This window comes from Acidisoma sibiricum (assembly GCF_057837225.1).
In genome coordinates, this window is record NZ_CM174445.1 from 3,402,369 (window position 1) to 3,414,905 (window position 12,537).

At 64.3% G+C, this 12,537-nt stretch carries 10 protein-coding genes; 2 read left to right on the forward strand and 8 right to left on the reverse strand.

Going from position 1 to position 12,537, the window contains the following annotated elements; genetic code table 11:
* Positions 1-83 precede the first annotated feature (83 nt).
* Genes AC3G7M_RS16210 through AC3G7M_RS16225 form a run of 4 tightly spaced genes read right to left on the reverse strand, consistent with a single transcriptional unit; the run spans position 84 to position 4,158 of the window.
* Positions 84-1,010, reverse strand: a complete 927-nt coding sequence (locus AC3G7M_RS16210; RefSeq protein ID WP_489213161.1) for a flavin reductase — start codon at positions 1,008-1,010, stop codon at positions 84-86.
* Positions 1,010-2,935, reverse strand: coding sequence for a 1-deoxy-D-xylulose-5-phosphate synthase (gene dxs, locus AC3G7M_RS16215; protein ID WP_489213162.1), 1,926 nt, complete (start codon positions 2,933-2,935; stop codon positions 1,010-1,012). Before dxs ends, AC3G7M_RS16210 begins: the two co-directional genes overlap by 1 nt.
* A 6-nt stretch (positions 2,936-2,941) precedes the next feature.
* Positions 2,942-3,853, reverse strand: coding sequence for a polyprenyl synthetase family protein (locus tag AC3G7M_RS16220; RefSeq protein WP_489213163.1), 912 nt, complete (start codon positions 3,851-3,853; stop codon positions 2,942-2,944).
* 26 nt (positions 3,854-3,879) lie between these two features.
* The gene (locus AC3G7M_RS16225; RefSeq protein WP_489213164.1) at positions 3,880-4,158 is read right to left on the reverse strand and encodes an exodeoxyribonuclease VII small subunit; all 279 of its coding nucleotides are present in this window, start codon (positions 4,156-4,158) and stop codon (positions 3,880-3,882) included.
* A gap of 238 nt (positions 4,159-4,396) precedes the next feature.
* Here AC3G7M_RS16225 and AC3G7M_RS16230 point away from each other — a divergent pair, with 238 nt between their 5' ends.
* Positions 4,397-6,247 (forward strand): DEAD/DEAH box helicase, encoded by a 1,851-nt coding sequence (locus AC3G7M_RS16230; RefSeq protein WP_489216079.1) that lies wholly within the window; start codon positions 4,397-4,399, stop codon positions 6,245-6,247.
* Positions 6,248-6,344: 97 nt separating this feature from the next.
* On the opposite strand, the gene AC3G7M_RS16235 is transcribed toward AC3G7M_RS16230, so the two are convergent.
* Genes AC3G7M_RS16235 through AC3G7M_RS16250 form a run of 4 tightly spaced genes read right to left on the reverse strand, consistent with a single transcriptional unit; the run spans position 6,345 to position 11,208 of the window.
* Entirely contained in the window at positions 6,345-7,343 is a 999-nt protein-coding gene (locus AC3G7M_RS16235) for an ABC transporter substrate-binding protein (protein ID WP_489213165.1), read from the reverse strand.
* Between the two features lie 27 nt (positions 7,344-7,370).
* A complete protein-coding gene (locus AC3G7M_RS16240; RefSeq protein WP_489213166.1) occupies positions 7,371-9,485 on the reverse strand; it encodes an oxidoreductase in 2,115 nt (704 codons plus the stop codon).
* A gap of 23 nt (positions 9,486-9,508) precedes the next feature.
* Entirely contained in the window at positions 9,509-10,309 is an 801-nt protein-coding gene (locus AC3G7M_RS16245) for an ABC transporter ATP-binding protein (protein WP_489213167.1), read from the reverse strand.
* An 8-nt stretch (positions 10,310-10,317) separates the two neighbouring features.
* Positions 10,318-11,208, reverse strand: coding sequence for an ABC transporter permease (locus AC3G7M_RS16250; RefSeq protein ID WP_489213168.1), 891 nt, complete (start codon positions 11,206-11,208; stop codon positions 10,318-10,320).
* Positions 11,209-11,301: 93 nt separating this feature from the next.
* Between AC3G7M_RS16250 and argE the strand changes: the two genes are divergently transcribed.
* Positions 11,302-12,438 carry an acetylornithine deacetylase gene (gene argE, locus AC3G7M_RS16255; RefSeq protein ID WP_489213169.1) on the forward strand — a complete coding sequence of 379 codons (1,137 nt, stop codon included), beginning with the start codon at positions 11,302-11,304 and terminating at the stop codon, positions 12,436-12,438.
* Positions 12,439-12,537 lie beyond the last annotated feature (99 nt).

Sequence of the window (12,537 nt, forward strand, 5' to 3'; positions counted from 1 at the left end):
ATGACGCCCGCAATTGCGGGCGTCATGGTCACCTGTGTCGATCGGGTAATGAAAGCGCGGGCCAAGGCCCGCGCACTGAAGGCTCAGCCTTCGGCTTCGTCCTCGAAACTATGGACGATCTTATTCAGGAAGCGGCGGAACAGCGCTGCTTCGAGCGGCGAGAGGGCGTCGAGCGCCGACTGTTCAATGCCGCCAATCTCCGCCGTGACGCTTTTCAGCGCTGCCGCGCCGTCTGCGGTCAGCGAAATGGCGCCATCCTTGGGCGCCAGAACCAGACCGCGTTCGGCCAGGTCCTCGACCAGCACCAGGATTGCCGTGTCCTGTCCGGGACCGGCCAGTTCCTCCAGCTCCTCGACGCTCATCGCGCTGTCGGAGACGCTGCGCAGCACCTCGAATTCCGCGAGCGAAATCTCGGCCTCGCTCAGCTCCGTTTCGATCTGGCGAATGAGACCGTCTTCGGCCCGGACCAGCAGTTCCGACAGCAGAGCCTCCTCGGCCGGCGGCTGCACTGGCGCATCGTTGCGCAGAAAAATGCCGTAGCGCCCGCCATGGAAGGCCAATGGCGCGTGGCCGTCATGATCGAAATCATCCACTTCACCGACCAGGATATAGTGATCGCCGGCCTCATGCCGAAACGCCGTGCGGCACTGGAAACGCGCGGCACAGCCCTTCAGCAGGGGAACGCCGGCATGGCCGCGCTCGATCGCGACGCCCGCGAACTTGTCGGTGCCCGATTTGGCGAATTGACCGGAGAGATGCTCCTGATCGGTCGCCAGGATATGCACGGCGAAATTCTCCGCCGCCATGAAGGCAGCCAGGCTGGAGGAGTTCTTGCCGATGCTCCACAGGATCATCGGCGGATCGAGCGAGACCGAGTTGAAGCTATTGGCCGTGACACCGACATCGGTGCCGTCGGCTGACTGCGTGGTGATGATGGTGACGCCGGTCGCGAAGGAACCGAGCGCATTGCGGAACTGACGAGCCTTGTCCAAGGCGGCGGTCGCAGACATCAGGCGCGCACCGCGGACCCGGAGGCATCGGCCACACCGAGCGCCGTGAGCGCCGTCGCCACGATGTCCTTGGCGGTCAGACCGGCCTCGATGGACTGGGCAGCCGGGGTGTTGTGGTCAATCAAACGATCGGGAATCACCATGGGACGCACCTTCACTCCACCATCCAAAAGGCCGGAAACGGCCATGTAATGCAGCACGGCGGACCCGAAGCCGCCAGAGACATTGTCCTCGATGGTGATGATGACTTCATGATGCTTTGCCAGCTGGCGGATAAGATCGGTATCCAGCGGCTTCATGAAGCGTGCATCGGCGACGGTCGTGCTGAGCCCGCGCGCCGCCAGTTCGTCGGCCGCCTTGAGCGCCTCATAGAGGCGCGGGCCGAGGGCCAGAACAGCGATCTTGCTGCCTTCGCGCATCACGCGGCCGCGGCCGAGTTCCAGCACCTTGCCGCGTGCCGGCAATTCCAGGCCGAAACCCTCGCCCCGTGGATAGCGGAAGGCGCTGGGCCGGTCGTCGATGGCGGCGGCGGTCGCGACCACGTCCATCAGTTCCTGCTCGTCCGATGGCGCCATCACCACCATGCCGGGCAGGCAGCCCATGAAGCACAGGTCATAGACGCCGGCATGGGTATGGCCGTCAGCGCCGACCATGCCCGCACGGTCCATCGCGAAGCGCACCGGCAGGCTTTGGATGGCGACGTCATGCACCACCTGATCGTAGCCGCGCTGCAGGAAGGTCGAATAGATCGCGACGAAGGGCTTGATGCCTTCCGTCGCCATGCCTGCGGCGAAGGTTACGGCGTGCTGCTCGGCAATGCCGACATCGAAGGTCCGCTCGGGGAATTTCTTGGCGAAACTGTCGAGCCCGGTGCCGGAAGGCATAGCCGCCGTCACCGCCACGATGCGGGGATCGACCTCGGCCTCTGCGATCAGCGCGTTGGCGAAGACCTTGGTATAGCTCGGCGGCCCCGGGGGCGCCTTGCCCTGCTCGCCGGTCACGACATTGAAGCGGGTGACACCGTGGTATTTGTCGGCGCTCGCCTCGGCTGGGGCATAGCCCTTGCCCTTTTGCGTCACGACATGCAGCAGAACCGGGCCGCCTTCCTCGTGGTCGCGCAGATTGCGCAGCACGGGCAGCAGATGGTCCATATTATGGCCGTCGATGGGACCGACGTAATAGAAGCCCAGTTCCTCGAACAGCGTGCCGCCGGTCAGGATGCCGCGGGCGTATTCCTCCGCGCGCTTGGCCGTGCGCTCGATGGAGCGCGGGAAGCGCTTCGCCATCTTGGCCGCCAGATCGCGCAGGCTGAGGAAGGAGCGCGAGGAGATCAGCCGCGACAGATAGGCGCTCATCGCCCCCACCGGCGGCGCGATCGACATATCGTTGTCATTCAGGATGACGATGAGGCGGCTTTTCATCGACCCGGCATTGTTCATCGCCTCATAGGCCATGCCGGCGCTCATCGAGCCGTCGCCGATGACGCAGATGATCTGCTGGTCGGGGTTTTCGCCCTTGAGATCGCGGGCGACCGCCATGCCGAGACCTGCTGAGATGGAGGTCGAGGAATGGGCAGCGCCGAAGGGATCGTATTCGCTCTCGGACCGGCGGGTGAAGCCGGAAAGCCCACCCGGCTGGCGCAGGGTGCGGATGCGGTCGCGGCGGCCGGTCAGGGTTTTGTGCGGATAGGCCTGATGGCCGACATCCCAGATCAGCCGGTCACGCGGCGTATCGAAGACAGCGTGGATCGCGACCGTCAGTTCGATGACGCCAAGGGCGGAACCCAGATGACCGCCGGTGACGGAGACGGTATCGACCACCTCCGCCCGCAATTCCTCTGCGACCTGGGCCAGTTGTTCCGCTGAAAAATTGCGCAGATCGGCCGGATAGGTGACGCGGTCGAGGAGCGGTGTGTGCGGGGGCATGGGCAATCAGCTCCGTCTCGAAACCACAAACTCGGTGAGGGCAACCAGATGAGCGGCCTTCTCTCCGAAGCTGGAGAGATAGCCCGCAGCCTGGTCGGCCAACATATTGGCATGGGCCCGCGCCTGCTCCAGCCCCATGATAGAGACCATGGTCGCTTTATGCGCAGCGGCATCCTTGCCCACGGTCTTGCCGATCTCCTCCTCCGTACCCTCGGCATCGAGAATATCGTCGGCAATCTGGAAAGCGGCGCCGAGATCGCGGCCGAATGCCGCAATCAGGTGGCGCTGATGCGACGGCGCGCGCCCCAGAATGGCGCCGGCCTCGGCACTATATTGGATCAGCCGCCCGGTCTTGAGCGCCTGCAGCCTGGTGACTTCCGCGCCCGACAGCGTCTGTCCTTCCGACAGCATGTCGATCATCTGGCCGCCGACCATGCCGCGCGCGCCGGAAGCGGCGCCCAGGGCCGCGACCAGTTCGCAGCGGGCCTGCGAATCGGAATGGGTGTCGACATCGACCAGCACCTCAAAGGCCCGCGTGAGCAGGGCGTCACCGGCCAGAATGGCGGTCGCCTCGTCGAAAGCCTTATGGCAGGAGGGCTGGCCACGGCGCAGATCATCGTCGTCCATGGCCGGCAGGTCGTCATGCACCAGGGAATAGGCATGCAGCATCTCGACGGACGCAGCGACTCGTGCAGCACAGGCCGGGGCGACTGAAAACAGGCTCGCGACTTCCATCACCAGAAAGCCGCGCAGGCGCTTGCCACCACCGAGCACAGCATAGCGCATCGCCTCAATCAGGCGCTTTTCCGGGCCTTCGGGCAGCGGCAGCAGGACGTCCAGCGCATGCTCGACCTCCTGCGCCCGCTTCTTCATGACCTCGGCGAGCTTCGCCGTGTGCTCGCTTCCGACTACCTGCATCCCAATTCCATTTTGTTCAGAGTCGTTCATTCAACGGGCCGCGTGGCAAGGCTGCCGTCCGCCCGTTCCACAATGGCCTGGATTCGCGTTTCAGCCTCAGCCAGCTTTGCTTCGCAATGGCGCCGCAACTGACTGCCGCGCTCAAAAGCGGCGATGGCTTCCTCCAGCTTCTGCTGTCCGGTCTCCAGGCCGCGCACGATTTTTTCGAGTTCGGCCAAAGCCTCCTCGAAGGACAGATGAGAGACATCGACAGCCGGAACCGGGGCGGCAGGCTGAACAGAATCGGATACGGACGAGGCAGACATCAGGAGATGCACTCGCGCGGACAGAGCCAGAGCTGGAACATGGTCATTCTCGTAATCCTTTTGGGCCGAGAGCGCCAACCCCCCGTTAACCCCAGACGCGGGGCCAGCAGGCCCTCATCGATGTGACAAAAACAAGGCAGTGCCTGACGCACGCCTCCCCTGTCACGGAAAAGGTCGCGAAACGCCGACCCTTTGGTCTATGACGCGCTTCTTTCGCTGGTGGATTCCCGAAACCAATATGCCCTTTCCGACCCCCCACGCCACTCTGGCGCAGGCCCTCGAGGCGCGCGGCTATTCCGAACCGACTTCCGTCCAGGCTGCTATTCTGACAGCTGAACCGGGGCGGGACCTGCTGGTCTCCGCCCAAACCGGTTCCGGCAAGACGGTCGCCTATGGCCTGGCCTTCGCCGAGACCCTTTTCGCAGGTGCCGAGCAGCTGCCGCCCGCCGGCCCGCCGCTGGCCCTGATCATCGCGCCGACGCGCGAACTGGCCCAGCAGGTCCATACCGAGCTGACTTGGCTCTATGCTGAGGCGCGCGCCCGGATTGTGGTCTGCGTCGGGGGCATGGATGCACGCACGGAAGCCCGTGCGCTCTCGCGGGGCGCCCATATTGTGGTCGGCACCCCCGGCCGCCTGAAGGATCATCTGGAGCGCCGGCAGCTCGATCCCTCACAATTACGTGTGGTTGTGCTCGACGAAGCGGATGAGATGCTTGATCTCGGCTTCCGCGAGGAGCTGGAATTCATCCTCGATGCCGCCCCGGCCGAGCGGCGTACTCTTCTGTTCTCTGCCACCATTGCCCGTGACATCGCGATGCTGGCCCGGAAGTTCCAGAAGGATGCGCTGCGCATCGACACCGTCGATCGCAGCCAGCCGCATGCCGATATCGAATACCGCGCCATGAAAATCGACCCGTCCCAGGTCGAAGCGGCAACGGTGAATACGCTGCGCCTGATCGACAGCCCGGCCATCATTTTCTGCGCCCGGCGTGACGGTGTGCGCACCATGGCCGATGCCCTGAACGCCCGCGGCTTCTCGGCTGTCGCCCTGTCGGGCGATCTGTCGCAGCAGGAGCGCAATAACGCGCTGCAATCCGTGCGTGACGGCCGCGCCCGCGTCTGCGTCGCGACCGACGTCGCCGCCCGTGGACTCGATCTGCCGGAACTCGGCCTTGTTATCCATGCCGACCTGCCGACGAACAAGGAAACGCTGCTGCACCGTTCCGGCCGCACCGGCCGCGCCGGCCGCAAGGGCATCTGCGTGCTGATGGTGGCGCATTCCCGCCGCCGCCGGGCCGAAATGCTGATCAGCTCGGCCGGCATCACCGCCCGCTGGAGCACGGCACCCTCGGCCGCGGAGATCCGCGAGCAGGACCAGCAGCGTCTCCTGAATGACGCGATCATCGCCGAACCGGCCTCCCAGGAGGATGCCGCGCTGGCCTATCAGATGGCCGAGCGCTACGGCGCGGAAGCCATGGCGGCCGCCTTTATCCGCGTGCGCCGCCAGTCCCTGCCCGCCCCGGCTGATATCGAAGGCGCCCGCCCCGGCTTTGAGGAGGCGCGTGCCGCCAGTGGCCCGCGCGAACGTGCCCCGCGCGACTATGCCGAACGGCGCGACCGCTTCGAGCGCAGCAATGACCGCGGCGCTGCGCCGGGGCCCGACCAGGGTCCGCGTCCGAATTTCTACGAGAATGACGGCGAGCCGATGGTGTGGTTCCGCACCAGCGTCGGCCGCAGCAAAAAGGCCGATCCGAAGTGGCTGCTGCCGCTGATCTGCCGTCTTGGCGGCGTCAGCAAGCGTGAAGTAGGCGCAATCCGCATCACCGATCACGAGACGCGCTTCCAGATCGCCGCGGCGGCCGTTGACAGCTTCGTCTCCTCGGTCGGCGAAGCGGGCGATAACGAGATCCGCATCGAACGTGCCGATGGCCCGCCGACGCAGGAAAGCCCGCGTCCGCGCGGTGACTTCAACCGCAGCAGCCGTCCGCCGCGCCGTGACGGCGACCGGCCGGATTTCGCTGCGCGTAAGAAGCCGGGCTTCGTCAAAAGCGATGGCCCCCGCAGCTTCCGCAACCGCGCCAAGGGCTGATCACCCGTCACGCGACCAGACTGATACCGCCTGAACATGAAAAACGCGCCGGGGAGCAATCCCCGGCGCGTTTTGCTTGGGTCTGACCGCGCGCTGCTTACTTGTCGATGAAGGTCGGATCGATAACGTCAGGATAGGTGATCGGCATTTTGATCGTGGACAGCTTGCCCCAGATCTGCAGGCCGAGCTTGATCACATCATTCGCCTCGCCAGGGTTGGCGACGGTGCCGAAATAGCTCTTGTTCTGGGCGGCGGTATAGAAATTCACGCCAGCGGCGGCGGACGCGAAATCAGCCGGGTTGGAGAGATAGCCGCCGACGCTTTTCGCCATATCGGTATAGGCGTCCTTCGGATGGGCGTTGGTATAGTCAACGGCTTCAAGAATGCCGTCCACCAGTGCCTGCACATCCTGCGGGTCGTTCTTGATGGTGTCGCAGCGCACGGCGAGCACATCCAGAATAACGCCCGGGGTTGCCGCGGAGCTGATCAGGACCTTGCCCTTGTCATGCTCCTTGACGAAGGAGAGGTTCGGCTCCCAGGTCACGGCTGCCGGCACGCGGCCGGCGATGAAGGCGGCGGCGGCATCATCGGCCGTCATATTGACGACCTTGAAGTCGCTCTGCGTCATGCCCTGCTTGGCCAGAAGGTAGTTGAACCAGAACTGGCTGGTGGACCCTTCATTCAGCGCGATCTTCTTGCCCTTCAGCTCCGCGATGCTGGTGACGGTCTTGCCCGCCACCATGCCATCCGCACCATGGCTGTCATCCAGCGCCATCACGGATTTGAAGCAGAATTCGGGGGAGCGGTATTTCAGGATTTCGTCCAGCGTCACTGCCGTGCCCTGGATCTGGCCGGCCGCCATCGCGCCCATGGACAGCGAGGAATCGCTCACGATCTTCAGGTCAACGTCGAGCCCGCGCTTCTTGAAATAGCCCATGTCGCGGGCCAGAAATATCGGGCCGTAGCCCACCCAGACAGTCATGGACAGGGTCAGCTTGCCGGCTTCGGCGGGCTTCGCCACGCCGACGGTCGCGGCGGCGGCCATAACGAGGCCGAGGGCAGCACCGGCACAGCGGCGCCAATTGAAGGTTTTCATCTCAGTCGTCTCTCCTTGCATCTGCGTTCAGGCTTGGGGCAGCGTTGCGTCGACAATCTGACGAACGTCGAACGGAAGAAGTGCCGCGACTTCCCTGCGGAAGGGCACAGGGTCGGAGGACACTGGCATATCCAGCTCCTCGGCATAGCGGCGGCCGCTCCAGGTCGCGGCGGCAATCGTACCGGGTGCCAGCGCATCACCAATGAGGGTCACGCTGCGCAGGCCAGCCGCCTGCCACTCGTCCCGGCGCGCTGTCACCGCGTCATAGAGATCGGTGTCGGGCAGCCGGGCGGTGACCAGCAGCACGCTCTCGGCGGATCGCCTCTCCTGCCGCCCGGTGAAGGTGCAGGTGAGCGTCACACCATCCCTATCGACGGCGGCCAGCACACGATGCGGTTGAATGGTGACGCCCAGTTCGATCAGCCGCGCCTGAATGCGATGCTGCTCCATTGTATTGCGCGTCCAGGTCGCGACTTCGGCCACGGGCGTCACATAGGTCACGCTATAGCCTTCGCTGACCAGAAGCTCGGCCAGAACATTGGCCATGACATAGTGGTCGTCATCGTAAATCAGCACTGAGCGGCCGGTGGGCCGCAGCCCGGCCATCAGGTCGTCCGGTGTCAGCACATCGGCCGCGGCGGCAATCGGCATCGGTGTCACGACATGGCGGGAAACGGTATCCCGCCGCCAGCGCGATCCGGTGGCGACCGCGACATGCGCGAAGCCCATGCTCAGAATATCCTCGGCCGTCAGGTCACTGTCGCGATAGATCGTCACATTCGGCATGGTCGTGATCTGTCCGAGGCGGTAATCGACGACCCGTCCCCAGGCGGATAGACCGGGCAACAACCGCTCCCGCGCGACACGTCCGCCAAGCGTGGTGCCGCGTTCGGCGAGTGCGACCTCATAGCCACGGCGGCCGAGCATCATCGCGGCTTCGAGCCCGGCAGGACCTGACCCCACGACCAGCACGTTGTCATCCGAAGCGCGCGGCCGGATACGTTCCGGGTGCCAGCCGCGCCGCCATTCCTCGCCCATCGACGGGTTCTGCGTGCAGCGGATAATGGAGGCCGTGTGATCGCCCGCGACGCAGATGTTGCAGCCGATGCATTCGCGAATATCCTCGATGCGGCCTTCCTCGATCTTCTTCGGCAGAAAGGGATCGGCGATCGAAGGCCGGGCGGCGCCGATGAAATCCATCAGCCCCTGGCGGACCATGCGCACCATGGTATCGGGCGAGGTGAAGCGGCCGACACCGACGACAGGTTTCGTCGTCAACTGCTTGATGCCGGTGATATAGGGTTCCTGATAGCCCTCTTCCGCGAAGCGCGAGGTCTGGCTGTCATTGTCCCAGCTCGACAGCGTCAGATCCCACAGATCCGGCAGCTCGCCCATATGGGCGATGAGGTCACGCGCCTCGGCAGCATGAAAGCCTTCGGTGCCGATCAGCTCATCGACCGAAATGCGGCAGGCGACCGCGCAACGATCTCCCACCACGTCACGAACGTCCGAAATCAGCTCGCGCAGCAGGCGCGCGCGGTTTTCCAGACTGCCGCCATATTCGTCGGTGCGGGTGTTGTAGCGGCGGGAGAGGAAGAACATCGGCCCGCCGAACATCTTGCCGGCATAGACATAGACCACGTCGTAATCGGCGCGCTTGGCGCGGACCGCCGCTTCCCGGTGCCAGCGCCTGAGATTGGCGATGTCCTGCCGGTCCATCGCGCGCGCCTGCACGGGGTCATTGAAGACGCTGGCCACTGGCAGATGCGCCGGCCCCATGGGAATTTCGCGCGAATAGAGGTTCGGGGCATTCATCCCGTTATGGCAAAGCTGCAAGCCCGCCAGCGCGCCATATTCATGCACCGATGCGGACATGCGGGCCAGCGCCGGCAGGTCCTGATCGTCCCAGATGCGCAGCTCGATAAAGGGGCAGATTTCCGCACTTGGATGGATCTCTGCCTGTTCCGTGCAGACGACGCCCCAGCCGCCTTCCGCCTTGATCGCGCGCATGGTGGCGAGCGCCGACGGGTCGCGGTATCCCATGCCGTTGCAATGCGGCACCTGGAAGAAGCGATTCTTCGCTGTCACCGGCCCGATCTGCACGGGCTGGAACAGAATATCGTAGCGTGGATCGCGGGTCATGCTCTCGGTGCCAGCCTTCCCGCTCAATGATCTTCGTCGATCTCATCATGCAGCAGACCGAGAATCTGGCGCTTGATGGCGATGAATTCGGGATCGAGCATCATGTCGAGCGAACGCGGGCGGGGAATGTCGATATCGACCGTCGCCTTCATGCGGCCCGGACGGGCCGTCATCACATGGACGCGGTCACCCAGGATGATGGCCTCATCGATGTCATGCGTCACGAAAAGCACGGTTTTGTGGCTGTGGTCCCAGACGCGCAGCAGCAGCTTCTGCATCGTCGCGCGGGTCTGGCTGTCGAGCGCGCCGAAAGGCTCATCCATGAGCAGGATCTTCGGGTCATTCGCCAGGCTGCGCGCTATCGCCACACGCTGCTTCATGCCACCCGATAGCTGTTTCGGATAATGTTTCGCGAATTGCGACAATCCCACTTCATTGAGATAGTAGCTGACAATCTCGCGCCGTTCGGCCGCCGGCAGGCCGCGGCGCTTGAGGCCGAATTCGACATTCTCGGCGACCGTGAGCCAGGGGAACAGCGTATAGGCCTGGAAGACCATGCCGCGGTCGCGGCCGGGGCCATCGACATGTTCGCCACCGACGATGATCTCGCCGCCCGTCGATTCCAGAAGACCGGCGGCCAGATAGAGCAGGCTGGACTTGCCGCAGCCCGAGGGGCCGACAATGACCGCGAACTCCTTTTCCCGCACTTCAAAGGACACGCGGTCCAGCGCGAGCACCGAACTGTCGCCGCTATTGTAGCGCAGTTCCACCGACCGGGCTTCGAGCAGGGGGGCGCCGATCATCTGCGTTGCGGGCGTGCTCATGACCGCGCTCATGCCGCCCACCCTGCCGTCTTGGCACGCAAGAGCCGGAAGAAACTGTCGGTGATCAGGCCCAGAATGCCGATAATGCCAATGGCCAGGAAGATCTTGTCGACCTGAAAGCCGCGCATCGCCTGCATGCTCATATAGCCCAGCCCGCTGTCAGCGGCGACGAGTTCGGCGACCACCAGATAGGTCCAGGCCCAGCCCATGGTGATGCGCAGGGTGTCGATGATACCGGGCTTGGCGGCCGGCAGAATGACATGGGTCAGCACGTCCCGGCGGGAGGAGCCCAGCGTATAGGAGGCGTTGAGCATGTCTTCCGGCACCGCCCGCACGCCATCCATGATCATCACCAGCTGCTGGAAGAAGGTGCCGAAGATGATGATGGCGACGCGCTGTGACAGGCCGAGGCCGATCCAGAGGATAAACAGCGGCACGAAGGCCGTGACCGGCAGGTAGCGGATGAAATTGACCATCGGCTCCAGCGCTGCCTGGACGATGCGGAAAGTGCCCATGAGCAGGCCGAGCGGCACCGCGATGACCGAGGAAATCGCGAAGCCGAGCAGGATGACTTCGATCGAAGACCACATATTCGGCCAGATCGTGCCGTCGGACACCATCAGGATGCCGCGTTCGATCACCGCGGTCGGCGACGGCAGGAAAATATCCGGCATCACGCCGCCATAGGTCAGCAGCGACCAGATGCCGATGACGATGGCCCAGACGACCAGACCCGCGATCAGCGTCGCGCGCGACGAAATCGGGGCGCGCGGGGTCAGCGCACGATCGACGAAGCCGCGGCGGCGCTTGGGCCGCAACGGCGTCACGCTCTCAGCGCTCGGGATGGCGGGCGCGCCGGAGCCACCATCGGCGGGCGCGAATGTCTTATCGAATCTCATGGCAGGCTCCACGCAAGAACCGTTCCAACTTAAGGACATCATTGCCATCCTGGCTATGGCCGGCGGGTGGCTTGGGCATGCGATAGGCAGGTTATGATGGATACGACCGAAACCCTGAACGCAATCGTCGGATTCCCGACCGTGACCGGCGGCCCAAACCTGGACCTTATGCACTGGCTGCAGCAGCGCCTGAGGGAGGTCGGCGCCGATGTGCGCGTTATGCCCGGAACCGATGCGAACCGGATCAACCTTTGGGCAACAATTGGCCCGAAGGGACCGGACGGCGTGGTTCTGTCGGCGCATGCGGATGTCGTGCCCGTTGCTGGCCAGGCCTGGACATCCGATCCCTTTCGCCTGACGGAGCGTGACGGCTGCCTTTACGGACGCGGGTCCGTGGATATGAAAGGTTTTTTGGCCGGCATGGTGACCGCGGCGGCCAGTGCCAGCCGGCGGCCATTGCGCCGCCCCCTCTATCTCGCCATGTCGCATGACGAGGAAATCGGCTGCGTCGGGGTGCGGCCGATGCTGCAGGCGCTGGCGGCCGAGGGCTTCCAGGCCCGCGCCTGCATCGTGGGTGAGCCGACCGGCCTTGCCATTGCCACCGGTCACAAGGGCAAGGTGGCCGCGCGGGTCACCTGCCGGGGAAAGGCCGCCCATTCCGCCAATCCTGGCCTCGGTATCAATGCTATCGGCCTGGCCGCCGCAATGGTGCGAGAGATTGAGGCACTGGCGGCATGGCTGGCGGCGGAAGGGCTGCGGGACGCGTCCTATGCGGTGCCGCATGGCACGGCGCAGGTGGGCACCATCCAGGGCGGAACCGCGCTCAATATTGTGCCCGCGGAGACGAGCCTGGCTTTCGAGATCCGCTTCCCGGCCGGCGAGGATGTTGAGCTTCTGTTGACCCGCCTGCGCGCCCGCGCGGCGGAGATTGCGGCGGCGCGCGGAGGGGAGATCACGGTCACGGTGACGAACGCCTATCCGGGCCTCGCAGAATTGGAAACCTCACCCGCCGCCGCGCTGGCCGCCGCCGCCGGCGCCTCGACCGATTACACAAAACTTGATTTCGGCACCGAGGCCGGATTGTTCCGCGATATCCTCGGCCTGCCCACCATCGTCTGCGGCCCCGGTTCCATCGACCGCGCCCATAAGCCCGATGAGTTCATCACCCGAGCGGAACTTGCGGCCGGCGATGTCTTTCTGTCACATATCGTACGCTCTTTAGAAGAATGATTGTCAAAACGATATATTGTTTTGAGATCGTAAATTAAATCTTTCGCTGTCGCTATTGATACTGCATCGATCCAAAGCTATCGGTGATACAGACATCGA

Excerpts from the sequence above, each read along its gene's own strand:
- AC3G7M_RS16210 (WP_489213161.1), bottom strand. The coding sequence starts at position 1,010 with ATGTCTGCGACCGCCGCCTTGGACAAGGCTCGTCAGTTCCGCAATGCG.
- dxs (WP_489213162.1), bottom strand. The coding sequence starts at position 2,935 with ATGCCCCCGCACACACCGCTCCTCGACCGCGTCACCTATCCGGCCGAT.
- AC3G7M_RS16220 (WP_489213163.1), bottom strand. The coding sequence starts at position 3,853 with ATGCAGGTAGTCGGAAGCGAGCACACGGCGAAGCTCGCCGAGGTCATG.
- AC3G7M_RS16225 (WP_489213164.1), bottom strand. The coding sequence starts at position 4,158 with ATGTCTGCCTCGTCCGTATCCGATTCTGTTCAGCCTGCCGCCCCGGTT.
- AC3G7M_RS16230 (WP_489216079.1), top strand. The coding sequence starts at position 4,397 with ATGCCCTTTCCGACCCCCCACGCCACTCTGGCGCAGGCCCTCGAGGCG.
- AC3G7M_RS16235 (WP_489213165.1), bottom strand. The coding sequence starts at position 7,343 with ATGAAAACCTTCAATTGGCGCCGCTGTGCCGGTGCTGCCCTCGGCCTC.
- AC3G7M_RS16240 (WP_489213166.1), bottom strand. The coding sequence starts at position 9,485 with ATGACCCGCGATCCACGCTACGATATTCTGTTCCAGCCCGTGCAGATC.
- AC3G7M_RS16245 (WP_489213167.1), bottom strand. The coding sequence starts at position 10,309 with ATGAGCACGCCCGCAACGCAGATGATCGGCGCCCCCCTGCTCGAAGCC.
- AC3G7M_RS16250 (WP_489213168.1), bottom strand. The coding sequence starts at position 11,208 with ATGAGATTCGATAAGACATTCGCGCCCGCCGATGGTGGCTCCGGCGCG.
- argE (WP_489213169.1), top strand. The coding sequence starts at position 11,302 with ATGATGGATACGACCGAAACCCTGAACGCAATCGTCGGATTCCCGACC.